The organism is Vibrio sp. SCSIO 43140 (genome assembly GCF_023716585.1).
Classification (GTDB): domain Bacteria; phylum Pseudomonadota; class Gammaproteobacteria; order Enterobacterales; family Vibrionaceae; genus Vibrio; species Vibrio maritimus_B.
The window spans coordinates 1,116,515-1,142,539 of record NZ_CP071850.1 but is presented as its reverse complement, the minus strand read 5'-3'; the positions used below and the strand labels follow the sequence as shown (position 1 = coordinate 1,142,539).

Here is a 26,025-nt window from a genome sequence, read left to right as displayed (position 1 = left end):
TGCCCCACTAAATGTAGTTGTGATAACTTTCTACAAACGGGTATAACACAAGATAAGTGTCAAAATTATGACTTCCATCACTCATGCTCAACTCGACTGGAATGAGTCGGGAACCCCTGTATCCGATCAATTTGACGATGTTTACTTCTCTAATGTCAATGGTTTAGAAGAAACTCGTTACGTATTCTTGAAGCAAAACCGACTTCCGGAGCGTTGGAGCGAACTCGGCCAACGTCGCTTCGTCATTGCGGAGACAGGTTTTGGTACCGGACTTAACTTTCTTGCGGTGTGGCAATGGTTTGAGCAGTTCCGAGAGCAAAACCCAGACGCGTCACTCAAAGAGCTGCATTTCATCAGCTTTGAAAAATACCCACTATCCAAACAAGATTTAGTTAAAGCTCATCAGTCATGGCCTGAACTGGCGAAGTACGCTCAGCAATTACAAGCGCACTACCCTATTGCTGTACCAGAGTGTCACCGCATCGTGCTCGCTGACGGCGCGATCACGCTGGATCTTTGGTTTGGTGACATTAAAGATTGTATGCCTTTGGTTCCGACTCCAAGTGAAGGTGTGGTTGATTGCTGGTTCTTAGATGGATTTGCGCCAAGCAAAAACCCTGAGATGTGGAACCAAGAGCTGTTCAACAATATGGTCAAACTTGCCAAACAAGATTGTACCTGCGCGACGTTTACCGCTGCGGGTTTTGTTCGTCGCGGTCTTATCGAAGCCGGCTTTGATATGAAAAAAGCGAAGGGCTTCGGTACTAAGCGAGACATGATTGTTGGCCATATCGCAAACAAAGCACCTTTCTCTAACTACGATGCTCTTTACTATCGTCAAGCGAACTCGAATCCTAAGCACATTGCCATTGTCGGTGGTGGCGTTGCCAGCGCAACCCTTGTTGCTTCTCTAGCTCAACGCGGTATCAAGGTCACACTCTTTTGTAAGGACAATGAGCCGGCACAGGGCGCATCAGGTAACCGACAAGGTGCTGTCTATCCGCTCCTAAATGGCGAACATCAGGGCGTATCTCGCGTCTTTGCTCCCGCTTTCCTGTATGCGCGACAGTTTGCTGAACAGGCGGCAACACGTTTTGACTTCGACCATGATTGGTGCGGGGTGACACAATTGATGTGGGACGAGAAGTCAGAAAAAAAACTGGAAAGAATGCTCTCTGGCAACTTCCCGACGGAGCTCATTCAACGATTGGATGCGGCGCAAACCACCGCTACAATCGGTGTGGAATCACCGCACGCTAGCGTCAATTATCCATTGGGAGGCTGGCTATGCCCGGCAGAGCTCACCAAAGGTTTAATCGAACATTACAAGACCTCTGGAATGCTGTCGGTTCACTTCAACAGCGAAGTGGCATCTCTGACCCAGATAGAAGAAAACAAATGGCAAATATTGCTAAGTAACTCTAGTGAACCACAAGCACCACACTTTGACGCTGTGATCATCGCTAACGGTCATGAGTTTACACAAATCGAGCAAACTAAGCCGCTGCATCTTACGGCAGTCAAAGGACAGGTAAGCCACATACCGACCACCAGCGTGCTTCAAAAGATTCAATCAGTGCTCTGCTACGACGGATATATGACGCCCCACAATCCAAAGACAATGACTCACTGTATCGGGGCTAGCTACGACAGAAAGAATATTGATACTGATTTTGACGACATCGCCCAACAAGAGAATGGCGCTAAACTGAGAGCCTGTATCCCAAGCGTCGATTGGGTCAATGACGTTGACACGAGTGATAACAAAGCGCGCCAAGGCATCAGAACCGTCAGTCGTGATCACTTACCTTTCATGGGACCAGTCACCGATTTTGCCTCGCTCGACAAGAGTTATAGTGACGCACTATCGAAGCCAGAGAAGCTGCCAAACTACACTGGCCTTTATTGTTTGCTGGGCTTGGGTTCCCGCGGTCTAAGCTCTGCACCTCTTCTCGCTGAAACGCTTGCTTCACAGATATGTGGTGACCCGTTACCCCTGCCTGTCGACGTACTGTCTCAGCTGCATCCCTCAAGAGCTTGGATTAAGCGAATGAACAAATCTAAACCACTGAGCGACAGCTAGTCACCATATCAAGCTCCCAAAGCGAGGGACAATGCCCCTCGCTTTCTCCGCCACAAGCCAAACCGTTCAGCTCCAACCAGGTTCTACTTGCCTCAAAGCTGAATCAGAGTTCAAAAAATGAGAATCACCAAACAAACCACGTGATTCGGCTCACAATAGTTCGACGCGTGCACTGTTCGCTCCCATAATCCCTCTAACACAGGGAGTGTTTGTATGAAATTGTTTTGGGTGCTTGTCACTTGCTGCTTTTTGGGGAATATCACGTTTGCCTCCACGGAGGGGGAGGAGTCGCGCTCGGCCAACATCCAAGTACTATTCGTCAATCCAGGCTTTTCAGATGAGAGCTTTTGGGGCGATGTAGACAAATATGCCATAGCAGCCGCACAGTCGCTTGATATCCAACTAGAAATTATCCATGGTCAGCGGGACCGCATTCTCACGCAGCAAAAGCTTGCTGAGCGAATGAAAAAAGCACCGGAGCCTGATTTCGTTATCCTAGTTAATGAAAAAGGATCGGGGCAAAACCTTCTCGAGCCAATAGCGCCGCGCGCAAGTCAAGTCACCTTCGCCCTTAATGACTTAACTGCAAGCGAAAAACGCATCATCTACGCAAATCCCAAATATGCACACCGCCTGCTACCTGGGGTATTTCCTAACAACTACAACATCGGTTACCTGAGTGCTCAAAGCTTGTTTTCGAGTGGGGGAAGTGTGCCAGGTGACTTTGTCTTGATATCTGGCGATAAAAACACGCCCGCTTCTATTAACCGTGAAGCGGGAGCCACATCGTTCATTATGCAGGAAGAGCGAGTGTCACTGTCTCAACGAGTTTATGGTGACTGGCAGGAATCCATCGCTTATGAGCAAGCAAAGGTTCTACTAAACCGTCATAAAGACATTCGTTATCTGTGGACAGCTAACGATCACATGGCCTTTGGGGCTATTCGCGCTTTAGAGGATGTGGGTCTAACGGCCGGAAAAGATGTTTTTATTGGTACCATCAATACGTCGGCCGAAGTGTTGAATGCGCTTGCTCAAAAACAAATTGCATCCTTATCTGGAGGGCACTTTACTGCGGTTGGCTTGGCGTTAGTGAAAATCTATCATTATGCCAACGGAGAGCCTTGGCCTCAGCGCACCAAATACAACCTATTCCAACCGATTATGTATCCTTCAGACTTGTTTGACATCATAAAGCAAAAAGATTGGAACAACATCGACTTCAAACGCATCGATATTCGAGCAAACCCCATTAATCCGTTTTCCCCTCAGCTCGGGGAGGCTCAATGAAGTCATTTCCAATCAAAACGCTAAGACACAAAATCATCGCAATCATGCTCGTGGTCACCGGTCTGCTGGCTATCGTCAATATCAATATTCAAGCTTACGTTGAATACCAACAAGAACTGGTGGATATCGAAAACAATGCGACCCGGCATGTTCGCTCGCTCAGTCATCCCATTTCAGAAGCACTTTGGGATCTAGACTTGCGACAACTAGAGCAACTCATTGTCAGTATTAGTGAAGACAAGTACATTCGAGATATTCGTCTAGATGGCATTGACGGGACTCAAATCAGCTCCAGCGATGATAGCTTTCAATCTAACGACCACCATAGTTATGAACTGAGGTACAACGGGCGATTCTTAGGCATACTCTCCTACCATATTGACGACGCACTCATACAACAAGAAGTCTTGTCGCGCCTCTGGCTAGGGTTGGCACTCAACACCTTAGAAGCGTTAGTGATCATTTTGGTGGTCATCATCATTATTTACGTGCTGGTTACTAAGCCATTGAAGGAGCTATACACGCTATCTAAAACTATTAACCCTAAAACCACCCGCAAGCTTGAGCTCCCTGAAAGCCTCACTCAAAGCGATGATGAACTCTCTTATGTTGCCAAGGCACTACAACAACTCAACAGCACCTCTAGACGCGCCATTGCGGCGCAAAGAAGAACCGAGAGACAGCTTCTCCACCACCAAAATCAGTTAGAGCAAAGCATCCAGCTCCAAACGAAAGCCTATAAAACGCAAAGCCAACTTCACCGAATCTTGGCAGACATGTCTTTGAATATTTTAACGTGTAATGAAGAGAGCATGGCGACGGTCATGTATCGAGCGTTTGAACCTATCGGAAGCCTACTTAACATCGACAGACTGAGCGTCCTTGCTGTAGAAGACAACGTAGCAAAGTATCGCTACTCTTGGCGCTCAGATGGCAGTGACAACCCCTACGGCCAAGGTTTCAACATAGATTCAATGACCTTTTTACAACGTCGATTGCGCTCACTCGAGCCGATCTTAATCAATGACACCGATACTTTGCAACGCGATGCCGAAACGGAATATCAAATGCTATCGGAACTGAGCATTCAATCTGTTGCCATCTTTCCTCTGATTGATGGCAAGTCAATATTTGGCTTACTAGTCGCTTCAAACACCAGAGGGCCCTCACCGTGGAGCGATACACAAAAGACTATTTTGAGTCGATTATCGACGACAGTGAGTGAACTGCACATCCGGATGAGAAACCAAAAAGAGATGACAGCGCTACAAGATGAACTCATTGAAGCGAATCAGCGCCTGCACATCGCGGCTGAAACCGATGAGTTAACCGGACTTCCTAATCGCCGTCAATTTATGAATGAGTTAGAGCATCACGCGAACAGTCTCTACGTAAGTACCATTACCACTATGATGATCGACGTCGACCACTTCAAACAGTACAACGACCTTTACGGTCATGTTCAAGGCGATTTTGCCCTAAGGTATGTCGCCAACGCGCTTAAACATATACTCGCACCGTGCGGACACATGGTCGCTCGAATTGGCGGTGAAGAGTTTTGTGCCCAACTTATCAACGTGAGTCACCAAGAAGCGTTAGTCCTCGCCGAGCGAATGCGATTAGAAGTCAGTGATCTAAAAATCCCTCATACAGGCAATGAGCCATTTGGTGTGTTATCCGTATCCATTGGCGTTTCTCACCAGGTTGTTGACGAGCAAATCGCCACACAATTGTTATTAGAGAATGCCGATGCTGCTTTGTATAGGGCAAAAGAGAAGGGTCGAAACCAGGTTCAATCAGAGCCGTCCGAGAATAAGCAGTGAATACGCTGACTATTTGGTCTACTTTCAATCAACTGGCGCAAAATGGCTAATTTGAATACGACAAACTACTATTATCGAAACCATAAATTATTGCATTTTTTTGACAAAGCGCTGATACGTACACTGCACAATCTCCCGCTTTTTCGTTCCACAAACTCATTTGGTTTACTTATGAAAAAATTACTATTGTTACTGAGTCTTAGCCTTACCGCTGCAGCCCCGACCTTCGCAGAAACTGAGACCGTACCAGTAGGGATAAGACCATGCTGCGCTTTTGGCACCGGTCTTAAAGCGGAATTAGGAAGTGTCCCTGTCCCGTTTTACTCCATCAAAAACGTGCTTAACACCGAAGACGTCAATGCTCATGTGTTTAACGACGGCTCTGCGAGTGTCGTCGGCAGCTTGTTTGGCACGTCTGACGAAGTCAATGGTCTGATTTTCACTAATAAAGGTGGTTTCATCGATACGGCACACGTACGAGACACTGCTGATTTCGCGTTTTACCTCTATCGCTCTCTCAAGCAACGTGAAGAGAACAGCTATGAAGTAAATCTGACCACAGAGCTTCGTGAGCGACGCATCGTATTTGAGAACCTGGATCAGCTAAATAGTGACAATCACGATGAGGCGAAACTCGCGGCACTCATGGCATTCCGCCTAGCACAATGGCACGAAATTGCCCAGTGGTTTGGTCTAGTCTCTGTTGGGGGTTTTAAAGAGTACCCTTCTGCGTTCTCGCCAGAAGATTTGTATTCGAACATGCTAGGCGCACTCATCGCTTATGAAATTCTCAAGGTAAACCCTGAGATCAAACAGGAAGCGTTTGTCGTGCTGTTCCCAGACTATTTCCGTAAACACCTCAAGATGCTAGATGCGCAGGACGAAGATACGACGATAGCCAAACTCAAAGAGATTGATGGTATTTGGTGGGACAGCTCAAAACGACTGCCAAACAAATGGGTAGTGAGAACACGTGACTATCACTTTAGCCTAGATCTGGTTCCAAATGCCGTCACCAATGGTACGCCTCTATCCTTGACGCCATTTGAAGAGCTTGAGCAATATGGACAGTTACAACTGGTAAAAGCTGACAAGATTCAGTCATTTGATATACTTCCGAGCACATTAACGGACAAATCCGTTTGGACTCATGAAGATTTTCAAGCGATTGGCGATATCTCAAAGTCGGTTGATGATAAACACGAAAACAATCGAAACGACGCACTCACTCTAAAGTTGAACTAAGACATGACTGAGATCCAAAAAAACACAGGTCTAAAACGTGTAATCTACGCTGCCCGATACTCTTGGTATGGTTTGATTGCAGCATGGAAGAATGAGGCGGCGTTTCGACAAGAATGCGTGGCGTTGCTCCTCGCTGTCATTGTCGCTTTCTCATTGGACGTTTCTTTGTTTGCAAAAGCCGCTCTCGTTGGCAGCGTCATCTTTGTGATGATCGTTGAGTTGATGAACTCAGCGGTGGAAGCTGTGGTTGATCGCGTCGGCCTGGAAAGGCACGAGCTCTCTGGAAGAGCCAAAGATCTCGGCTCCGCAGCCGTATTCCTTGCCATCGGCTTAGCACTCATCGTCTGGATCTCGATCCTCTGGATGCACTTTAGCTAGTACCGACAAGTTAAACGGAAAGGCTTAATCTCTATTTGAGGTTAAGCCTTTTTTGTATCCAGTATCTTAAGTAGTTCTGTTACATACCAGCGACACCTAGAGGCTACACCTCGAAACCATACCTAGAAGCCATACCCAGAAACTACACCTAGCAACAAGGTTCTCAATTGTTGCTATTTGCTTTACAGTGATCCTATCTACCTATTGAACCGAGGCGCTCGTGAACCTGCGACAGCTGGAAGTCTTTTACGCCATAATGCAAGCTGGCACCGTCTCAGGTGCGGCCAAGAACCTGCATGTATCTCAGCCCAATATCACGCGAGTGCTCGCTCACACGGAGCAGCAGTTGGGGTTCTCACTATTTGAGCGTGTAAAAGGACGCCTAGTCCCCACACAAGAAGCACATCGACTACTGCCAGATGTTGAAAAAATCTATCGTCAATTGGGAGAGTTTCAAACCCTTACGGAAAAGGTGCGAAGCGGTCATCAACATATTAGAGTTGGCGCGCCGCCCATACTGGCATCTAAGCTCTTGCCACCTATCGTCACTAAAGTAAATCAACAATACGGTTATTCCATTGACCTGATGACAGGCAATCACTCAGAACTTTGCCAAGCTCTACTCACTAATGAACTTGATATTGCGATAACGTTCGGCGAAGAAACACCAGCCGGGATCTCTCACGAGCGGCTGATAAAAGAGACAATGCGAGTGCTACTCCCCAAAGACCACCTATCACACAACCTAGAACAAGATAGCTCGATATCACTCTCTGCTGTGCTAGCGACAGACATTGGTATCATTGCGCTAGACGATAGAGACCCGCTTGGAGTCAGACTTGCGGCGGCCATTCGGGTTATTAACCCTGATTTCTATGCTTCATTCACCGTTCGTAGCTACAACGCAGGCGCTGAGCTCGCCAAGCTTGGCGCAGGTATCGCTATCGTAGACCCATGGACAGCTGATCAATATAAAAACGAGGAAAACCTCAAGTGTGTTGCACTGAGCGATTCCATCGACTGCTCCGTTTCTTTGCTCACCAGCGATATTCACGCAATGTCTATCGCAACCAAAAACTTGCTATCGATTCTAAAAGCCAGTAATACCTCATTGTAATTGCTCTGCCTATAACATGAGGTTATAGGCGAGCAACAACAGAGTATTCGTCTGCTCGACCTTATCCCTATATCTTGGACACTCAATATTTGCTATCCAACGTAAGGGACACTATGAACATTGCACAGCCTTATCTGCTTTTCCTCGGAGATGTCACCGACCCACTCGCAGCAAAAACGGCTCGCGGTATCGTCCAATGGCGACCACAAGCTTGTCTAGGCGAACTGCGCTTGACTGAAGAAACCGTTTCTCTAGGACTCGAGGCACTAACCCTCGAACAAGCTAAGGCAAATGGTGCAAAAACCTTAGTGATTGGCACAGCAAATTCTGGTGGTGTCATCCCTAGAACCTGGGTTGAAACGCTTATTACTGCGGCTAACCTTGGCTTTGATATTGCTTCAGGTATGCATCAGCGGCTTACCGATATTCCTGAACTCGCAACGCTTGCCAGCCAAGGCAAGATCCAGTTGTTCGATGTTCGTCATTATGATGAGCGCCTAGATGTGGGCACAGGTGCCAAACGCCAAGGTAAACGCCTTTTGACTGTCGGTACAGACTGCTCAGTGGGTAAAATGTTTACAGCGCTAGCCGTTGAGAAAGCACTTACACAGCAAGGTATTAATGCCCAATTTAAAGCCACCGGACAAACTGGGATCCTGATTGAAGGCACGGGTATCTCAGTAGACGCGGTTGTCGCAGACTTTATTTCAGGAGCCGTCGAAGCGCTAAGTCCGAGTTTTACTGATCATGAGTGGGATATTATCGAAGGGCAAGGGTCTTTGTTTAATCCCTCTTTCGCTGGCGTAAGCTTAGGTTTACTGCATGGTGCTCAACCTGATGCGCTTGTACTGTGTCATGAAGTCGGACGCGAGCATATTCGCCATTTACCTCATGCTACACTGCCAAGCATAAAGCAGACGATCGAAGCGAACCTTATGGCGGCGAGAGTCACTAATCCAGCAGTGCAATTTGTTGGCATTTGCCTCAACACCTCAAACATTTCTGACGAAGAGGCGAAGGCACTGTGTTTAAAATGGAGCGAGGAGTTTGGTATGCCGGTCACCGACCCTGTTCGATTTGGTGTCGACACTATCGCAGAGCGCGTTCGCTCACTCTAACGCTTGATCACTGTAAGGAAGCTCATCACATGCTGTCTATTGCCGCTCATCATCACTCTATTAAACTTGCGAAACCATTTAGCATCTCTCGCGGTACGAGAACGCACGCAGAGTTGGTTCGTGTCACCGTGCGATATCTAAATTTGGAAGCTGAAGGGGAATGTACACCTTATCCAAGGTATGGTGAGTCGGTCGAATCTGTCATCGGTCAAATAACCGAGTTCGCTAACGCGCTCACTGCAATGACGCCAAATCAGGCAAGGCTTAGTCTGCAATCTTTCCCTGCGGGTGCTGCTCGTAATGCCGTAGATTGCGCGCTATGGGCGCTTGAGGCTCAACTTGCCGACAGTCAGTTCCCTGCTCCCTTGTTTAACATTGCTCCGAGCATAGAAACGGCAATGACAGTGTCCGTCGCAGAACTGTCCGTCATGGCCGAGCAAGCCAAAGAGTATGTTAGCCAAGGAGCAACGCTACTCAAAGTAAAGCTAGACGATCAAGCCGTCGTCGATAAGATCGCTGCGATCCGTGCTGTTGCACCAAATGCAAAAATCATCGTCGATGCAAATGAAGCTTGGGCTCAGCTTGACCTCAACGCACTATTTACGTCACTTAAGCGGTTCAATATCACCATGATTGAACAGCCAGTGCCAAGTGGCCAAGACCATCTACTTAAAGGGATTGTGCATCCTATCCCTTTATGCGCAGACGAAAGCTGCCATACCCGAGAACAGCTTGGGGAGTTGGCTGATTGCTACGAGATGATCAATATAAAGCTCGATAAAACCGGCGGTCTTACCGAAGCGCTGGCGCTAGAGAAAGAGGCTCGTACAGCAGGGCTCAGTATCATGTGTGGCTGTATGCTGGGTTCATCACTAGCCATGAAAGCGGCACTACCAATAGCGACCAATGCCGAAGTCGTCGATCTCGACGGCCCAGTGCTGCTAGGTAGTGATGTGAAGAATGGATTAACCTTTCGAGATGGTCAACTGAGTTTATGATCTGATAACACAATCATTGTTCAATAAACTTAGAAACCAAAACGGACTGCAGTTGCAGTCCGTTTCTGATCGTATACGTCTCATAGAATATGTGCCTATGTCGTCCGTATTCACATCTGCTTCCATCGCCACTCTCTAGAGCAGACAGAATGGGAGATTTAATTCGAGTTTATAAACCGTTCAGCACTAGCAAAAAGCTTATCGCAGACTTTCTTCTGCTTGTTATATTCAGCAGTGCCTTCAGCCAAAGAATCCAAAACTTCTTTAGCTTTTTGATATTCAGCGACCATATGAGAAAACTTCTCTTCAAAGCTGCTCTTACGGTTTTTGTTACTTGATTTCTTTGCAGGTTTTCTCATTTTATAGATCCCATAATTTTTTTCGCTCACGTTCTATTAGAATATTCTCGATCTTTTTTCTTACTTCGTGAGCGGTATCTTTACGAACATCACTTTCATTATTATCGACAATTTCTTTTTTGACTTTACGCACTGTTGGTTTTTTCAATGACTAATCTCCTTGATTTCGGAAATATAAAAATCCCCTAAGACCATATTTTGGGAGTTTAGTATTTTTCCTTTTTGTTCTAATTCACTAAATGAGAAATGTAAGTTTAAGCAATTAACATTTCCTCTCTGAAGAACATGACGAGTCAGAACGTCGCTATTAAGCTGACTTATGGTCGCTGACCAAGAGGTGTTGGTGTGATAAAGATAGTAATTTACTTGATACAACTAGATTTTACTCTTAAGTTGATTTTTCTCGCGCAAAACATAATACCAATATTTCTTACGATTGGATCTTCTAATAATTTAACTCCTTAATAAGTACTAAAAGAGAGATCTTTCCGTTACTAGAAAGTCGAAAAGATCTCACCAGAATTATTACAGCGCAGTAACGTCTGCTGCCTGTGGGCCTTTAGAGCCTTGCTCAACATTAAAGGAAACTTTTTGACCTTCCGTTAGTGTTTTAAAGCCGTCGCTGGTAATTGATCTAAAATGAACAAAAACATCAGCGCTGCCATTATCTGGTGCGATAAAGCCAAAGCCTTTAGTTTCGTTGAACCATTTTACTGAACCAGTTGTTTTATTTGACATGTATATCTCGATAGTTTGATTGTGTTAGAAAGAGAGCTACTAAATAAGGAATGAAGAAAAAGGTATCGCAGGGCAGGATAGAGATGATGAATCAAATCGATAGAGAACTGAGAAAAGCTTGAACTAAATAAGTTATCAATAGCTCACTGTTTGAGCTGAGATACACTATACACTGTCTCAAACAAATAGATATACATTTCTTTGTTTATTTTTCATTCTTTTAAAAATAGACAGTAAAATGAACCTCTTAAATGCCCTACATTAGAAACTTCAAAAATCAGTAAACGCTCAGAGTCATAAGCATCAACTATATCAAATTAGAGCGGAAACCTTGTGACTAAAAAGGCGTGATAGATAACGCTATCACGCCCGATGTCATTCTAGATATAGACGTTTAAACATTACCAACGATCAGAGAATCACGACGCTTTATCACAGAGCGTAGTCGCAGCAACATTAATGCAGCAGCAACCGTCAATCCAGTAAGAATACCCACCCAAAAGCCCTTTTCTCCCATAGCGGGAACAATATGGTCAGTTAGACCAAGCACCACACCTAGGGGTAGTGCCAGTCCCCAATACGAGGCAATGGCAAGGATCATCGGTACTTTGGTGTCCTTGTAGCCACGTAGGGCGCCATTAGCCGAAGTCTGAAGCGCATCACTGAACTGATACATAGCAGTGAATACTAGCAGGGTTGCCGCTGTAGCACTTACCGCAGGGTCTGTGGTGTAAAGACGAATAATCCAATCAGGGAACAACAAGAACATCGCCACTGAGCAGAGTGACAACAGTGCCGCAACCAAAATACCAATCTTGCTTCGTTCAATCGCACCCAGTTCGTCTTTTGCACCTAGTGCATGCCCTACACGGATCGTGATACCAAAAGAGATACTCATTGGGATCACATAGGTCATGCTGGATATGTTGAGCGCGATTTGTGCGGCGGCAACATTCTCGGCACCAATCCGACCGATAAGCAGTGCAATCACAGCAAAGATACTGCCACATACCGCAATATTCATCCCAATCGGCAAACCTAGTTTCAGCAGGTTGAAGATCGCCTTTACTCTTGGCTTGATATCGTTAAAACGAATGATGGTTTTGTAATGGTGATGCCCCTTAATGTAAGAGTACAGCAGACCTGACATCAACCAGTACACCAAGCTCGTTGCCCAGCCACAGCCCACAGCGCCAAGTTCAGGGAAGCCAAACTTACCGTAGATAAGCACATAGTTAACCGGAATGTTCACCAAAAGACCAATCACTGAAATGATCATTGGCGCTTTGGTATTGTTCATCCCCTCGCAAAAACCATTCAAGGTATAGAAAAGTGCAATGCCGGGAACACCAAATGCCAACGCATAGGCGTAGTCACTGGCAATAGGAATGATCTCTGACGCGACACCAATCCACTCAAGAATCGGCTTTGCGCTGACTAAGTAGGCAATAAGCAAAGCACTCGATGTCAGTGCCAGCCACACCATCTGAAAGAAGTCGACAGAAATACTATCAAAGTCGCGCGCGCCACGGTGAAACGCAACCACTGGCGTTAATGCCATGATCACACCGCGAAGCAAAAGAAGAACCGGGATCCACAGGCTAGCACCCAGAGCGATCGCCGCCAGATCGGCTGCGCTCACTTGACCTGCCATCGTGGTATCCACGAAGCCCATCGCTTGGGTAGCAAGCTGCGTCAAAATAATCGGTACTGACAGGTGCATCAAAGCGCCCGATTCTTTAGAAAAACGAGTTAAAGGAGGAGGAGTCGTTTGCATGAATGTCTTATAACACCAATATAAATGCACCAGTGGAGGCAGGATGGCGAGTGCGCATTTTAGGGTGTGCCCGTCTAAGGCGGCGACAATATAAACACCTTAGTCTTAGAATTCAATACCGCTTTAGTCATAAATCGCTGAAATAATGCAACCAAAATTGTATTGAAGTTAGTCACAAAACCACGCAGAATAGCGCGCCTTACCCTATCCTTGGGTTTACGGCATATCTCACCGAATTGCCTCTCTTTCCTTTAATTGAGTATCACTATGAGTTTTGATTCATTAGGTCTTTCCCTTCCTATTCTTCGTTCGCTTAAAAAGCTAGGTTATGAGAAAGCGTCGCCCATACAAGAGCAAGCAATCCCTGCCATCATCGAAGGTAAGGATGTTATGGCTGCCGCTCAAACGGGCACCGGCAAGACCGCAGGCTTCGCCCTGCCATTGATTCAAAACCTTGATACAGGTAATCGAGTTAAAGCTAACCATATTCGCGCCCTCATCCTGACTCCAACAAGGGAGCTCGCCGCTCAGGTGCATGAAAGCGTCTATAAATATAGCGCTTACTTACCTCTGACTTCACAGTGTGTTTTTGGTGGCGTGAAAATCAACCCACAAATGATGAAGCTACGCAAAGGTTGCGACATCATGGTAGCAACCCCGGGGCGTTTACTCGATCTGTATCAGCAAAACGCAATCAAGTTTTCTCAACTTGAAATGCTGGTGCTTGATGAAGCGGACCGCATGTTGGATATGGGCTTTTATCGTGATATCAAAAAAATCCTCGACTTACTGCCAGAGAAGCGCCAGAACTTACTGTTTTCGGCCACGTTTTCTAATGAAATTCGCGATCTTGCAAAAGGGCTAGTCAACGATCCTGTCGAAATCTCAGTTACACCACCAAACTCAACCACTAAGCTTGTTGAGCAAAGCGTGTATGTAGCGGACAAAAAACAGAAACCAGCCATGCTTGCTAAGCTCATCCAAGACGGTAACTGGCAGCAAGTATTGGTATTTAGCAGAACTAAGCATGGCGCTAACCGCCTAGCTCGTTATCTAGAAGAGAAGAAGATCACCGCGCTCGCCATTCACGGTAACAAAAGCCAAGGCGCACGAACAAAAGCGTTAGCTAACTTCAAATCTGGTGAAGTGCGTGTCCTGGTAGCGACCGACATAGCAGCTCGCGGGCTTGATATTCCTCAGCTACCGCAAGTGGTCAACTTTGACCTTCCGAATGTCTCTGAAGACTATGTGCATCGAATCGGTCGTACCGGACGCGCTGGTGAAACTGGCAACGCTTACTCTCTAGTATGCGCTGACGAAGCAAAAGAGCTGTTTGCGATTGAGCGCCTGATCGGCAAGCTACTCACAAGGCATGAACTTGACGGTTTTACGCCTGTAAATACAATACCGGAGTCGAAGTTGGATACCCGTCCAATGAAACCTAAAAAGGCGAAGAAGCCTAAAAATCCAAAGCAAAATCAACAAGAAGGTAATTCATCAGCTAAAAAGAATGCTGAAAATAATAAACCTTCTGCAACGGGTAAAAAGAAACCGCGCAAGTTTAATTTCAAGCGCAATAACAATGGTGAGCAACCTGCGAATAAACCACGTAAGCCTAGACCAAATCGCTCGCGTTCAAATAAACCTAAACAAGATTAGATACAAATCTAACGAGAACAAATAAAAAATCCCGCATACTAAATGCGGGATTTTTATAATCGATATTATGAATCAATTCATAAAGTTATGCGCTAGCGTATATTACGCTGCCACCTTTAATGGTATCAATGATTTCTCGAGACAAGTTTTCCGGTAATGCCGGACATCCCCAACTACGGCCTAGATAGCCATTTTGCTTAATAAAAGACTCGTTCGCGTAGTCTGCACCGTGAACCACTATGTAGCGCTCGCGTGCGTTGTCGTTGATGCCTTTATCTAGACCATCGAGGCGCAATGAGTAGCCATTCGAACCGTAGTAGGTCGAGTCCGTCAAGAAGGTACCTAGTGAGGTCTTGCGCGAATTCACAATGTTTGAAAACTTCGTCGCTGTTTTCTTACCACTATTTACGCCATGAGAAACGTAAGTGTTAAAAACTAACGACTTCTTATCTAAGTCTATGACAAAAAAACGCTTTTCTGTCGAAGGCTTAGAGTAATCAATAATAGTAAGCAGGGACTTAGAACGGTTTGCTGCGTTTTCATAAGCGTTGTATGCATCGCTAAATAGTTGAAAATCCACAACACCTTCTAGTTGAGCACTGCGATATATACCTTTTATCGTACCTGATTCTAGTTTTACTTCGCTGCGAACGTTGTGGGAAAACAGTACTACGGCGACAAGTGCCAACAACCACAACGGCGAAAAAATATTTTTTACCATTATTACAACAATTTAAGCTAATTTGAATCTATTTTATCGGACCTCAATGTCCTTAATTAGCTGCCAATATTAGCTTAACTTTTGTGCTAATAGAATAAAATTAACGTATTTTTACATCATTATTTGAATAAGATCGAAAAATAATTACCAATAGCGAATTCAACATATTTAATTTCAATAAGTTAACTGTAGCAAAATAGACAAATGCGTTTACTGAATCTCGATTAGTATGCATACCGGTTACTATCAGAAGATCACAAGACCGCTCACAATAGCCACTTCTCTAGTAGACAACACATGCGATTTGACGCTCCCCCTATCCCAACATTTAAGTTGTTTTTTGCACCCATAACCATAAGAACGACACACCTTCTGTGCTCCAATCAGCCAATAAAGCCTGTTTTGGTGAAGTTTTCACCAAAACACCCCAAAATAGTCACCACTTACGTCTAGAATTCTTTTATAATCTGCGCCCATCTTTTTCCTAGTTGCCTGCACGAGCAGTTACTGGGCTAGAGAACACGGTCATCTGCTTTTAGGAACATAGAATGTCATTTTCATCACAAGGTTTTTCATCAGAAATCGTACAAGCGCTTACTGAGTGTGGTTATGAAAAGCTCACCCCTGTCCAGCAACAAGCGATCCCTCATGCTCGTCGTGGACACGATATCCTTGCGCACGCACAAACGGGAACGGGTAAGACAGCGGCATTCTCTTTGCCAATCATCCAACAATTGCTAGATGCACCACAGCAAGCTGGCCGTGCAACGACTCGAGCACTGATTCTGGCGCCAACGCGTGAGCTCGTGGATCAAATTGCCAACAATATCGCTGACTACACTAAGTATGTTGATCTAACAGTGACCGCTGTTTACGGCGGCGCTAAGATGTCATCTCAAGAACGCAAACTTGAGAAAGGTACTGACGTGTTGGTTGCAACCCCTGGCCGCCTAATTGAGCACATTGAACTCGGTAACCTCAACCTCGCAAACCTTGAGTTCCTAGTTTTCGATGAAGCTGACCGCATGTTGGACATGGGCTTTATCAGTGCTATTCGCACCATCATGAGCGGCATCGCTGGTCACCCACAAACTATGCTGTTCTCGGCAACCTCTTCAGCGCAAATGAACGCGTTGGCACAAGACCTTCTTCGTAAGCCTAAGCGCGTTATTGTTAACGAAGAAAACTCAACAGCCGCGACGGTTTTCCACGTGGTTTACCCTGTTGATGAAGAGCGCAAACTGGAGCTACTGTCTGAGCTCATCGGTCGTAAGAACTGGCAGCAAGTTTTGGTATTCGTAAACTACAAAGAAACCGCAAACGAAGTGGTTAAAGAGCTTAAGCTTGATGGCATCAAGGCCGTTCTGTGCCACGGTGATAAAGCACAAAGCTCCCGCCGCCGTGCACTAGAAGAGTTCAAATCTGGTAAAGCACGTGTCATGGTCGCGACAGAAGTTGCAGCACGTGGTCTTGATATCCAAGGTCTTCCTCACGTAGTGAACTACGACATGCCGTTCCTTGCTGAAGATTATGTTCACCGCATAGGCCGTACGGGTCGTGCTGGACAACAAGGCCATGCCGTTTCTTTTGTTAGTCGTGACGAAGAGCTAACGCTGGTTCAGGTTGAAAACCTAATACAGCAGCGTATCAAGCGTATCCAGCTTGCAGGCTACGAGCCAAAAAGCCGTGATGCCCTGCTGACTAAGATGCACAGCAAACCTGCTTATAAAGATCGCCAAGGTCGTAAGAACAATCCTCAGCAGGAGCAAAGCTCTGCAGAGCGACGTTTGAAGATGATGCGCGCTATTCGTAACAAGTCTAAAGGCGCTTAATAACGCCCATTCGCCTCCTGAAAAACGCCACTGACGTGCTACGTCAGTGGCGTTTTTTATTGTTGATAGGTTATCCCTAGATTTTGCCTTTATTGTTATGTTATAACATTTCAAACATTCCAATTGGCAGATGTAACTATGGCTAACCCCTCTATTAATCAGGTACTCCTTGTTGCTGGTACACATGGCAATGAGCTATCAGGCCTTTACTTACAAAAACTCATTCGAGATGGCGTGTATCAGGCCGACCGACCAACATTTCAAGTCGAGAATACGGTGGGTAACCCTCCCGCAGTGAAAAAGAATGCTCGTTTCATCGACATAGACTTAAATCGAGCTTTTTCGTCTGCTGACTTAGAATCTGACGCCAACGAAAAACGTTTAGCGGCAGAGTTTGTTAAGCAGCATGCCGACAACGAAAATCAATTGATCATTGACCTACACAACACCACAAGCAACATGGGTGCAACGCTGATTCTACTATCAAGCGATCCTTACTACGCAAGGATGGGGGCCTACGTCAAACAGCGCATGCCCGAAGCGAATATCCTGTTTGAAGACCGTAAATCATGGATCGACCAACCTTATTTATGCACGACAGGTCACCATGGGTTGATGCTTGAGGTTGGTGCACAAGCTCATGGCTCGCTTAAATACGAGACGCTAGAGTTAATGAAAAACTTGCTCACCGCGGTACTCGACTATATAGAGAATACCAATCTAAACAATGCACTAAAACTTAGCGATTATGACGCTTATGGTTATATTGAAGAGGTCATGTTCCCGCTCGATATTGATGGGATGCGCCTTGCGACTGTCCATCCAACACTCTGTGGTAAAGACTTTGTCGCGGTTAAGCCTGGAGAGCCTATCCTAGCGACGTTCCTAGGCTACGATGTACATTGGCAAGGTAACGAAACCGTCTACCCACACTTTATAAATGAGAGCGCCTATTGTCAGAGCAATATTGCAATGGCGATGGCAGAGAAACGCACAGTTCGAGTGCGCTGAAGACAAAACAGGCGGGACTTGAACCCCGCCTGTTTACTTAATTAGTTATATGATTTCTAAATACTGGCAACACAAGCAAGAAGTCGCTGTTCGATGGTCTCATCAAGCTTATCTGCAATGAGCTCAATTCGACTTTCCTCACAATCATCCAGCTCCATTTCAGTTATCCCATCTGATGTCAGGTTGTAACCAAAAATACCCCTATTGGTGATAAACACCGCTTTCATGCGCTCAACGTTCAGGTCTAAAAGCAGCAGCGCCAGTTTTTGGCGGTCAAACACCTTGTTTGGTGCAAATCGCCAGCCAATACTCTTGAAGCCTTCGCCTTCATTCTCAGCCTTTATCATACCGCCCTCTGGCATAGGTAATTCTGACGCAAGCGGTTTTGAAGAGTGATGATGGTGGTGGTGATGGTGATGCTGCTCATTCGCAAGTGTTTCCCCTTCAAAGGCAGAAAACGGAATATTGCCGTGCTCTGCAAATATCACTTTTGCATCAGGATGCCCCACCTGCTCAACATACCCTTCCAGCAGTTGCTTCTCGTCAGCTTGATACAAATCGATTTTGCTACCAACAACGGTATCTGCAATCGCTATCTGCTGATTGAATGTCTCATGGTTGGTGTAGCGAGTATCAGAAAGCTTTCTCGCATCAACAAGCGTCAGCGTTTTTTGCAGCGACAACACTTTTCGATAATGTTCAGAGGATAAAACTTCGAGTACTTCTTTTGGATGCCCGAGCCCTGTAGGCTCAATAAGCAAACGGTCTGGTCTCGCCTCGTGCAATAACTGGTTAAGTGCGATTTGCATCGGTAGCCCCGCCGCACAGCACATACAGCCACCTGGTACTTCTCGAATAAAGACCTGTTCGGTCTCACCGGATTGCCCTTGCACTAAACTGCCATCAACACCAATCTCACCGAACTCGTTAACGAGCACAGCCCATCGCTCGTGCTCGGGCTTATTCTTGAGTAGATGCAAAATTGCCGATGTTTTGCCGACGCCAAGAAAGCCAGTAATGATGTTCGTTGGTACACTTTCTATGACCGTGCTCTCAGAGCTCATTTGCGATTCTCCTATAACCTTGCACCAATGTGTGGTTTGCTGAAACAACAGACTCAGAGAAAGCGGAATACTTAGGCGGTACTTTTGAAATGCTGTTGAGGTCAAAATCAGCACCAATGTTCGTCATTGGCGGCACATGGAAGTTATCTGGTAAGTCTAGTCCATCGATAACGCAGTTATGGCGGATGACACACCCTTTGCCAATGACTGTATCAAATACAACTGAGTTAAAACCAATAAACGCATCGTCTTGTACCTCACAAGGACCATGAATAATCGAGCGATGAGCAATGGAAGAGCGCTCACCTATGGTCACGGCTGCGCCCGCTTTTGAGTGAATCACCACACCATCTTGAATATTAGTGTCTCGTCTAATGATGATTGGCTCCATATCACCCTCATCATTCACTTCATCCGCTCGAATCACCGCATAAGGACCAATAAAGACATTGTCCTCGATAACGACTTTGCCGCAGATGATGGCGGTAGGATCAACGAACGCCGTTTCAGATACGACCGGCATATGACCCGTTGGGTTTTTTCTTAACATATTGGAATCTCTACAACTTACAGATTAACGGCTGAATGATAGTGGCATAGCATTAGAATCAACGAGCACTGGCTGAGTATCGTCAAACACCATCTCACCATTTACCCACGTACGCTTGACTCGAGAGGAGAAAGAATGCCCAGAGAATGGTGACCAGCCGCAATGGTAAAAGGTGTTCTCATGCGTCACCTGAGTAACGGAATCACAATCAATCAAGACAAGGTCAGCGTAATAGCCTTCACGGATAAACCCGCGATTTTCAACGCCATAGCGAATAGCTGGGTTATGTGCGGTCTTTTCGACCACGTCACTCACACTCAATCTACCGTAGTGGACATGGTCCATAAGTGTGAGTAGTGCGTGCTGAACCAAGGGCAAACCCGCTGGTGCCTTATCGTATTCAACCTGCTTCTCTTCGAACGTATGAGGAGCATGGTCGGTCGCAATGATATCGATTTGGCCCGTTTTGATCGCTTGAATAATCGCGTCACGGTCGCTTTGATATTTCACCGCTGGATTACATTTAATCAGGTTACCCCTCTCTACATAGTCTTGATTAGTGAACCACAAATGATGCACACAAGCCTCAGCAGTAATATTTTTCCCGGCCACAGGACCAGCCTCAAACAAGCTCAACTCTTTTTCTGTCGTGATATGCAGAACATGCAGCTGACTTTGGTGCTTCTTCGCCAGATCGACCGCATAGGATGAAGAGGCATAACATGCTTTGTCATCACGCAGTAAAGGATGATCGTCAATAGTGAATTCAGAACGATTCTCAAGCAAACGAGCTTTGTTCTCAGCGATCACAGCGCCGCTTTCACAATGGGTCACAATCAATACCGGTGAATCACGGAAAATCTTATCTAACGCTTCCGGATGCTCCACTAAGAGATCGCCAGTTGATGCCCCCATGAAGACTTTTACACCGCAGTGTTTGCTAGGATCCAACCTTTTGATCTGCTCCAAATTGTCTTCTGTCGCACCAAGATAGAAGGCATAGTTGGCGGCAGAATTTTTTGCAGCAATAGCGTATTTCTGCTCAAGCGCTTCAATGGTTGTAGTTGAAGGGCTAACGTTGGGCATCTCCATATAACTTGTGATACCACCAGCGACCGCTGCCAATGACTCTGTAGCAATCGAGCCTTTATGAGTGAGTCCCGGCTCTCTAAAATGAACCTGGTCATCAATCATACCAGGCATCAAGTAGGCCCCTTTTGCGTCAATCACTTGCTCATTAGGCAGAGCACTAAGATTTGCCGCTACCTGCTCAATACGTTGTCCTTTGATACGCACGTCCGTCTCTCGAACTTCACCTTCGTTGACCACTTTGGCGTTAATAATTAGCGTTGATGACATGGGGTGACTTTATCTCCTTAATTGGTTTACTTGCCGACATCTGAGGCACATTGATCACAAACACAGTTAATCTCTAGCTGAGGGCTAACCACGGTAAAGCCTTCTTGCTCTGCATTTGATTCTAAGTTGGTGATCATTGATGGATGTATGGTCTGCTCGACAATTTTGTCGCACTTACAACAGATCAAAAATTGAGGGATGCCATGCTCACAATCGCGATGGATATGCGCACATGCCACATACTTGTTCGATACGTTAAGGCGGTGAACTAAATGTTCCTCTTCTAAGAACTCGAGCATTCTATATGCCGACATTGCTTGAAGATTTACGTGGTACTTCTCGCGCGCAAAGTCTATTAGCTCATAGACTGATAGTGGCTTGCTAGCACTGAGTAATATAGACAGCACTTGCTTCCTTTTCGCTGTCAGTCTTTTTCCCTGAGACGTGCAATGTCGCTCAGCATGAGCGAGTAGGTCGTTAATTGAACTCATTAGGTGCACTCATACATTTAAATTGCTCACTTGCAAAATGTTATAACATAACAATTAGAACAACCCAATAGTCTCGTTGCATCGACTGTATTTTGTCAGATATAAAAAAAGCGCTCTTCGAGAGCGCTTTTGGAATCAGGTACTTTATTTTGCTAGTACTTAACTTCGTAACCTAGGTAAATACGACGACCTGGCGCAAAGTAGTAGCGAGAGTTGTTACGCTCAGCTTGAGCGTAAGGCGTCATGTACTTCTCGTTAAGTAGGTTCTCTACCGCCACGTTGATCGTACCAACTGGTAGATCGTAGTAGGCGCCCATGTTCATTAGGAAGAAGCTTTCGACAGCGTAACCTGCACCGCTGGTGATCTCGTCTGACTTATCACGAGCACCTGAATACAGAAGGTTTAGGTTATAGCGACCGTAGTCTTGCGTGTCATACAGGAAGCTAGAGGTGATCTTAATCGGCGCAATACGAGTACCGTCGAGTGGTTGCCATTCGCTGTCTCCGTCCAGCTTACGCTCACCCTCTTGCCAAGAAACAGTATTGTCGTTTCGTAGGTTTGGCATGATGTCAAAGCCTAATGTCGCTTCCACACCCCAAACGCGCTCAGGCGCACGAGTACTCTCTAGGCGGTTGTTGGTTTCATCGTAGTTCAGTGTTGAACCCAGATCTGATGAACTGTAGAAGCCTGCTAGAGAGTAATCAGCAAGACCCACTACACCACGGAAACCAACTTCGTAGTTATCCGTCTTAATCGGTTGAATCGCGCCTTCGACGTTATCACTATCACCAGTACGAATTGCACGCAGAGCTTCGTTCGTTGACATACCTTGGGCAAACGAGGCAAAGACTTGATGGTTATCCGTTAAGTAGTGAGTTGCACCAACATTAAATAGGAACTCACTGATATCAGGATTACCACCCTGAACCGCTTTACCAGCGTTAGCATGGGTATTACCTACGATAAAGTCGTCCACACCAAGACGCACATACTCATAGCGTACACCGTATGAAAGCGTCGTATTATCTGTCACTTGGCTGGCAAACTGGCTGAAAGGTGCAATCGCAAATTGTTCAACATCTGGCGTATTGTTGTAGAAACCAACGCTGTTTGGTTGCTTAAAGCTTTGCTGCTCTACGTCCATACCCCACGTGATGTCTGCCCAGCTTACCATGCTCGAGATGTTAAGCTTCATGCCGTAACGATCAAAGTCTGTCATGTTATGACCGTAGTACGTTTGACCTTCTGTCGGAGAGCCTGGGACATTGTCTTTCATTGCGAGCGTAAAGGTCTCGGTATCTTGAGTCATCCAGTAACCCGTGACATCTAGCATACCCCACGCGAAACCAATGTCTTGATAACGCAACTGGTAGTTCGCAAAAGTACGCTTGACATTATTTGGCTGGGCTGGACCATTCACGCCAACATTACCGGCTACGTTGTTATTGTAACCCGGACCGCAATGTACAGCTTCTGCAGGAGTACCCTCAGCACCGTTACCACCTGTCGCACACCATCCATCGTTATCTTCCATGCGGCGAACACCGAAGTTAAATGTCAGTGAGCGCTCAGCATCGAAATCTCGGTTCCAAACACCATTGAGGTTAATATTGTCCATGTCATCAGCGTTATTCACTGATGGAAGACGGTTACCACTTGCGTCGTAGCTACCGCCACGCTGATCATAACCAAGGCCGATACGCCACTGGTCAGTGTCGTTACCACCTTGCGCTTCTTGGTACACATTCCAACTTAGTGAATCACTGCCAAATTCTTGGAAGTTAGTACCCACTTTGGTGCGGTACTGAGTTTCACCTGCTTCCGGACGCTTAGTGATCACGTTAATGATACCCCCCTGCGCACCTAGACCGTATACCGCACTACCACCACGAATAACCTCGATACGCTCAACGTTTTGCGGATCGATGGAAGAAAGCTCTTGTCCAAAGTCTAGGAAACTGTTGTTTTGTGATACGCCATCAATCATTAGAAGAACACGACGACCACGGATCTGGTTTTGACCTTTGCTACTCAAATTACCGTGCACTGAGGTACCCATACCCGGTACTAGCATAGAAAGCGCTTCATTGATGTTACGACTCTGGTCCATAACTCGACTTAGCTGTTCTTTCTCGATTACCGTTACCGAACGAGGCACGTCGCTGAGTTTCTGTTGCGAACGGCTTGCCGTTACAACCATGGTTTCATCTGTGTTTGCAGTTTCTGATGCATATAGAGAAGGTGCAGCCAGAGCTAACACACTGCCAATAGCTAGACTTAGGTTGGAGATTTTCACAATACTACCCGTGATGTTTATAAAAATTCGCGACTCATTCCCAGAAGCTATCAAACCCAATTGAGTCTTATTATTATTTGTCTGAGAATTAGAAGCGTGCTAGTCTAGCAGCTTCTCTATTAATGTAAATATCAATGATAACCATTCTTATTCTGAATGTTTTTTAGCCAACTTTTTCGAATTGCTACTCTTCTTGCCGCAGCACTCTCAATTTCCAGCTTTGCCAGCACTGAACTCATCGATGATGGGGGCAGGCGCATTGTATCGTCGGGAGAAAATGTATCGTCGGAGCAACAAGCTCCTAGAGTCGCCAGTATTTCTACGTTTGGTGCGGAGTTATCGTTAGCGCTCGGTATCCAGCCAGTCGCTGTCTCAGCTTACCCAACCACGTTTCCAACCTATCTGCGTTCGTTAGAATCGATTCCGTCTCTGGGCTCGCGTGCCCGCACTAGCTTTGAAGCACTATATAACTCGAAACCTACCATAGTGATTGGGCTCGAGCGCATGATTTCACCTTACTATCAACGTTATGCGGAAATCGCTCCGACATACGGCTTCGACCTGATAACCCTCGAAGATAGTCTGCGAGCCGTCGAGGTGGGTTCGGCAGCATTAGGTCAGCATGAACAAGGTAAGCTCATCAACCAGTGCTTTTTGAGAACGCTCGATAACATGAAACAGCAGATCATCGAGAGTAAGGGAGACAAGCCATTAACTGGTATGTTCCTTACCAGCGCAGGTGTGACGCCTAGAGCTTACTACTCTGATTTTATGACGGTTTCTTTGATGGAAGGTCTAAACATCCAGGCGGCAAATGGTGCCTCACCTTACTCAGCAAAAACACCGTTTTCTGGGCAAGTGGGCCTTGAATGGTTAATGAAGCTCGACCCTGACGTGATCTTTATGTACGACAGTGCTAATCCGCAGTTCACCCAATCTAAGGTGTGGAAAAACCTAAGTGCTGTTAAAAATCAACGTGTCTACCGCGTGGATATGACGTGGCGTGAAGCCGAGGGACCTTATTCAAGGCTATGGGTCGCCATGGACATTGCACATAAAACCTACCCTGAGCTATTTCCCGCACCGACGCTTGCAAAGGTTGAGGAGGCACTATGCCTAGCACATTAACCTCAGGTTCAACGCAGGTCCAAGAAAGCGCAACGGCAGCGTATTGGAAACTACTCGTATCGGTTGTAGGATTTTTCCTCATTACGCTCTGGTCATTGACCGACGGCATTTATCAGTATTCAATTTCTGATCTCTGGACGTTTCTCACCACCGCGAGTACATCAAGTGAATACCTAGTGTTTTGGGAGCTCAGACTACCACGCACACTCATTGCCATTATTGGCGGAGCGTCTTTGGCTATCGCGGGTCATCTAATGCAAGACATTGTAAAGAACCCGCTAGCATCCCCCAACCTGACAGGAGTTATGTCGGGCGCCTCGCTGGCAGTCCTAATTGCAATGATGTACGCCCTACCATTACCTATGATCGCATGGGGGGTTATCGGTGGTTTCATTGGTGGCATCACGACCCTGTCCATCAGTTGGAAGCAAGGGGTCACACCGGCTCGTCTAGCATTAGCGGGCATCTCGGTGAGCGCTTTCTGTCAGGCCGCAGTAACTTATATCTTGCTTTCTGATCGTGTTGATAGTGAGTCTTTATTTTTCTGGTTAACCGGCAGCAACGCGGGCGCAAACTGGAACGTGCTTTGGCCTCTCGTGATGGCATTTGTGCCTATTTCAATCTTGCTTCTAATTTGCCAGCGTCAGCTAGGGTACCTACTTCTAGACGATACTGTAGCACGCAGTGTCGGTGTCGCTATCAACCACTATCGACTGGCGTTTGGATTACTGGCGGTGATACTCACGGCCGCGTCTGTTGGTGCATTTGGCCCGGTTGGATTCGTTGGGCTCGTCGCGCCACACATTGCTCGTATGCTAAGAGGAAACATTGTTATTTCTGCCGTCATCGGCGCTAGCCTGCTCACCGTTGCTGACTACTTCTCTAGAACGTTATTGTCTCCGCTAGAAATCCCAATTGGAGTGCTCACCGCAGCGATGGGGGCTCCGTGGTTTCTGTATCTAATCATCAACCGAGCAAGGGTGTGAC

At 46.3% G+C, this 26,025-nt stretch carries 23 protein-coding genes; 13 read left to right on the top strand and 10 right to left on the bottom strand.

Going from position 1 to position 26,025, the window contains the following annotated elements; translation table 11 throughout:
• The first annotated feature begins 67 nt into the window (after nt 1–67).
• The 8 genes from mnmC (at nt 68) to dgcA (ending at nt 10,052) form a co-directional block, all read left to right on the top strand.
• Complete coding sequence (gene mnmC / locus J4N45_RS05430) at nt 68–2,083, top strand: bifunctional tRNA (5-methylaminomethyl-2-thiouridine)(34)-methyltransferase MnmC2/FAD-dependent 5-carboxymethylaminomethyl-2-thiouridine(34) oxidoreductase MnmC1 (protein WP_252013984.1); 2,016 nt, start codon at nt 68–70, stop codon at nt 2,081–2,083.
• A gap of 213 nt (nt 2,084–2,296) precedes the next feature.
• On the top strand, nt 2,297–3,373 hold the full coding sequence (locus J4N45_RS05425) for an ABC transporter substrate-binding protein (RefSeq protein WP_252013982.1): 1,077 nt from the start codon (nt 2,297–2,299) through the stop codon (nt 3,371–3,373).
• Entirely contained in the window at nt 3,370–5,196 is a 1,827-nt protein-coding gene (locus J4N45_RS05420; protein ID WP_252013980.1) for a GGDEF domain-containing protein, read from the top strand. Before J4N45_RS05425 ends, J4N45_RS05420 begins: the two co-directional genes overlap by 4 nt.
• A 171-nt stretch (nt 5,197–5,367) precedes the next feature.
• Nucleotides 5,368–6,441 (top strand): DUF4056 domain-containing protein, encoded by a 1,074-nt coding sequence (locus tag J4N45_RS05415; protein ID WP_252013979.1) that lies wholly within the window; start codon nt 5,368–5,370, stop codon nt 6,439–6,441.
• A 3-nt stretch (nt 6,442–6,444) separates the two neighbouring features.
• Nucleotides 6,445–6,819, top strand: coding sequence for a diacylglycerol kinase (locus J4N45_RS05410; protein WP_234494141.1), 375 nt, complete (start codon nt 6,445–6,447; stop codon nt 6,817–6,819).
• 220 nt (nt 6,820–7,039) lie between these two features.
• Entirely contained in the window at nt 7,040–7,936 is an 897-nt protein-coding gene (locus J4N45_RS05405) for a LysR family transcriptional regulator (protein ID WP_252013977.1), read from the top strand.
• Nucleotides 7,937–8,049: 113 nt separating this feature from the next.
• On the top strand, nt 8,050–9,054 hold the full coding sequence (gene dgcN, locus J4N45_RS05400) for an N-acetyltransferase DgcN (RefSeq protein ID WP_252013976.1): 1,005 nt from the start codon (nt 8,050–8,052) through the stop codon (nt 9,052–9,054).
• A gap of 32 nt (nt 9,055–9,086) precedes the next feature.
• Nucleotides 9,087–10,052, top strand: coding sequence for an N-acetyl-D-Glu racemase DgcA (gene dgcA, locus J4N45_RS05395; protein ID WP_503056850.1), 966 nt, complete (start codon nt 9,087–9,089; stop codon nt 10,050–10,052).
• Nucleotides 10,053–10,210: 158 nt separating this feature from the next.
• Here the strand turns inward: dgcA and J4N45_RS05390 are convergent, their stop codons facing one another.
• The 4 genes from J4N45_RS05390 to J4N45_RS05375 all read right to left on the bottom strand — a co-directional run bounded on the left by J4N45_RS05390 (nt 10,211) and on the right by J4N45_RS05375 (nt 12,926).
• A complete protein-coding gene (locus J4N45_RS05390; protein ID WP_252013972.1) occupies nt 10,211–10,411 on the bottom strand; it encodes a hypothetical protein in 201 nt (66 codons plus the stop codon).
• A 1-nt stretch (nt 10,412) separates the two neighbouring features.
• Nucleotides 10,413–10,559 carry a hypothetical protein gene (locus tag J4N45_RS05385; RefSeq protein WP_252013971.1) on the bottom strand — a complete coding sequence of 49 codons (147 nt, stop codon included), beginning with the start codon at nt 10,557–10,559 and terminating at the stop codon, nt 10,413–10,415.
• Between the two features lie 377 nt (nt 10,560–10,936).
• The gene (gene cspE, locus J4N45_RS05380; protein WP_252013970.1) at nt 10,937–11,149 is read right to left on the bottom strand and encodes a transcription antiterminator/RNA stability regulator CspE; all 213 of its coding nucleotides are present in this window, start codon (nt 11,147–11,149) and stop codon (nt 10,937–10,939) included.
• Between the two features lie 394 nt (nt 11,150–11,543).
• On the bottom strand, nt 11,544–12,926 hold the full coding sequence (locus J4N45_RS05375; RefSeq protein WP_252013969.1) for an MATE family efflux transporter: 1,383 nt from the start codon (nt 12,924–12,926) through the stop codon (nt 11,544–11,546).
• Nucleotides 12,927–13,193: 267 nt separating this feature from the next.
• Between J4N45_RS05375 and J4N45_RS05370 the strand changes: the two genes are divergently transcribed.
• On the top strand, nt 13,194–14,585 hold the full coding sequence (locus tag J4N45_RS05370) for a DEAD/DEAH box helicase (RefSeq protein ID WP_252013968.1): 1,392 nt from the start codon (nt 13,194–13,196) through the stop codon (nt 14,583–14,585).
• A gap of 85 nt (nt 14,586–14,670) precedes the next feature.
• Here the strand turns inward: J4N45_RS05370 and J4N45_RS05365 are convergent, their stop codons facing one another.
• Nucleotides 14,671–15,306: a murein L,D-transpeptidase catalytic domain family protein gene (locus J4N45_RS05365; RefSeq protein WP_234494147.1), complete on the bottom strand. Its 636-nt coding sequence runs from the start codon at nt 15,304–15,306 to the stop codon at nt 14,671–14,673.
• 548 nt (nt 15,307–15,854) lie between these two features.
• Between J4N45_RS05365 and J4N45_RS05360 the strand changes: the two genes are divergently transcribed.
• Together J4N45_RS05360 and J4N45_RS05355 are read left to right on the top strand one after the other, a co-directional pair.
• Entirely contained in the window at nt 15,855–17,138 is a 1,284-nt protein-coding gene (locus tag J4N45_RS05360; protein WP_252013967.1) for a DEAD/DEAH box helicase, read from the top strand.
• 138 nt (nt 17,139–17,276) lie between these two features.
• Complete coding sequence (locus J4N45_RS05355; protein WP_252013966.1) at nt 17,277–18,149, top strand: aspartoacylase; 873 nt, start codon at nt 17,277–17,279, stop codon at nt 18,147–18,149.
• A 56-nt stretch (nt 18,150–18,205) separates the two neighbouring features.
• Here J4N45_RS05355 and J4N45_RS05350 read toward each other — a convergent pair whose 3' ends face one another.
• From J4N45_RS05350 to J4N45_RS05330, 5 genes are all read right to left on the bottom strand, one after another.
• Nucleotides 18,206–19,213: a CobW family GTP-binding protein gene (locus J4N45_RS05350; RefSeq protein ID WP_252013965.1), complete on the bottom strand. Its 1,008-nt coding sequence runs from the start codon at nt 19,211–19,213 to the stop codon at nt 18,206–18,208.
• Nucleotides 19,203–19,763 carry an LbetaH domain-containing protein gene (locus tag J4N45_RS05345; RefSeq protein WP_252013964.1) on the bottom strand — a complete coding sequence of 187 codons (561 nt, stop codon included), beginning with the start codon at nt 19,761–19,763 and terminating at the stop codon, nt 19,203–19,205. The genes J4N45_RS05350 and J4N45_RS05345 overlap by 11 nt, the downstream gene beginning before the upstream one ends.
• 24 nt (nt 19,764–19,787) lie before the next feature.
• Nucleotides 19,788–21,122: a dihydroorotase gene (locus J4N45_RS05340; protein WP_252013963.1), complete on the bottom strand. Its 1,335-nt coding sequence runs from the start codon at nt 21,120–21,122 to the stop codon at nt 19,788–19,790.
• A 26-nt stretch (nt 21,123–21,148) separates the two neighbouring features.
• Nucleotides 21,149–21,613: a Fur family transcriptional regulator gene (locus tag J4N45_RS05335; RefSeq protein WP_252013962.1), complete on the bottom strand. Its 465-nt coding sequence runs from the start codon at nt 21,611–21,613 to the stop codon at nt 21,149–21,151.
• A gap of 152 nt (nt 21,614–21,765) precedes the next feature.
• Nucleotides 21,766–23,910, bottom strand: coding sequence for a TonB-dependent receptor (locus tag J4N45_RS05330; protein WP_234494154.1), 2,145 nt, complete (start codon nt 23,908–23,910; stop codon nt 21,766–21,768).
• A 156-nt stretch (nt 23,911–24,066) separates the two neighbouring features.
• Between J4N45_RS05330 and J4N45_RS05325 the strand changes: the two genes are divergently transcribed.
• Nucleotides 24,067–25,038, top strand: coding sequence for an ABC transporter substrate-binding protein (locus tag J4N45_RS05325; RefSeq protein ID WP_252013960.1), 972 nt, complete (start codon nt 24,067–24,069; stop codon nt 25,036–25,038).
• Nucleotides 25,023–26,024, top strand: a complete 1,002-nt coding sequence (locus J4N45_RS05320; RefSeq protein ID WP_252013958.1) for a FecCD family ABC transporter permease — start codon at nt 25,023–25,025, stop codon at nt 26,022–26,024. The genes J4N45_RS05325 and J4N45_RS05320 overlap by 16 nt, the downstream gene beginning before the upstream one ends.
• The last annotated feature ends 1 nt before the right edge of the window (nt 26,025 follow it).

What these genes read in the sequence shown, in the direction of transcription:
- mnmC (WP_252013984.1), top strand. Translation starts at nt 68, where the DNA reads ATGACTTCCATCACTCATGCTCAACTCGACTGGAATGAGTCGGGAACC.
- J4N45_RS05425 (WP_252013982.1), top strand. Translation starts at nt 2,297, where the DNA reads ATGAAATTGTTTTGGGTGCTTGTCACTTGCTGCTTTTTGGGGAATATC.
- J4N45_RS05420 (WP_252013980.1), top strand. Translation starts at nt 3,370, where the DNA reads ATGAAGTCATTTCCAATCAAAACGCTAAGACACAAAATCATCGCAATC.
- J4N45_RS05415 (WP_252013979.1), top strand. Translation starts at nt 5,368, where the DNA reads ATGAAAAAATTACTATTGTTACTGAGTCTTAGCCTTACCGCTGCAGCC.
- J4N45_RS05410 (WP_234494141.1), top strand. Translation starts at nt 6,445, where the DNA reads ATGACTGAGATCCAAAAAAACACAGGTCTAAAACGTGTAATCTACGCT.
- dgcN (WP_252013976.1), top strand. Translation starts at nt 8,050, where the DNA reads ATGAACATTGCACAGCCTTATCTGCTTTTCCTCGGAGATGTCACCGAC.
- J4N45_RS05390 (WP_252013972.1), bottom strand. Translation starts at nt 10,411, where the DNA reads ATGAGAAAACCTGCAAAGAAATCAAGTAACAAAAACCGTAAGAGCAGC.
- cspE (WP_252013970.1), bottom strand. Translation starts at nt 11,149, where the DNA reads ATGTCAAATAAAACAACTGGTTCAGTAAAATGGTTCAACGAAACTAAA.
- J4N45_RS05375 (WP_252013969.1), bottom strand. Translation starts at nt 12,926, where the DNA reads ATGCAAACGACTCCTCCTCCTTTAACTCGTTTTTCTAAAGAATCGGGC.
- J4N45_RS05370 (WP_252013968.1), top strand. Translation starts at nt 13,194, where the DNA reads ATGAGTTTTGATTCATTAGGTCTTTCCCTTCCTATTCTTCGTTCGCTT.
- J4N45_RS05365 (WP_234494147.1), bottom strand. Translation starts at nt 15,306, where the DNA reads ATGGTAAAAAATATTTTTTCGCCGTTGTGGTTGTTGGCACTTGTCGCC.
- J4N45_RS05360 (WP_252013967.1), top strand. Translation starts at nt 15,855, where the DNA reads ATGTCATTTTCATCACAAGGTTTTTCATCAGAAATCGTACAAGCGCTT.
- J4N45_RS05355 (WP_252013966.1), top strand. Translation starts at nt 17,277, where the DNA reads ATGGCTAACCCCTCTATTAATCAGGTACTCCTTGTTGCTGGTACACAT.
- J4N45_RS05350 (WP_252013965.1), bottom strand. Translation starts at nt 19,213, where the DNA reads ATGAGCTCTGAGAGCACGGTCATAGAAAGTGTACCAACGAACATCATT.
- J4N45_RS05345 (WP_252013964.1), bottom strand. Translation starts at nt 19,763, where the DNA reads ATGTTAAGAAAAAACCCAACGGGTCATATGCCGGTCGTATCTGAAACG.
- J4N45_RS05340 (WP_252013963.1), bottom strand. Translation starts at nt 21,122, where the DNA reads ATGTCATCAACGCTAATTATTAACGCCAAAGTGGTCAACGAAGGTGAA.
- J4N45_RS05335 (WP_252013962.1), bottom strand. Translation starts at nt 21,613, where the DNA reads ATGAGTTCAATTAACGACCTACTCGCTCATGCTGAGCGACATTGCACG.
- J4N45_RS05325 (WP_252013960.1), top strand. Translation starts at nt 24,067, where the DNA reads ATGTTTTTTAGCCAACTTTTTCGAATTGCTACTCTTCTTGCCGCAGCA.
- J4N45_RS05320 (WP_252013958.1), top strand. Translation starts at nt 25,023, where the DNA reads ATGCCTAGCACATTAACCTCAGGTTCAACGCAGGTCCAAGAAAGCGCA.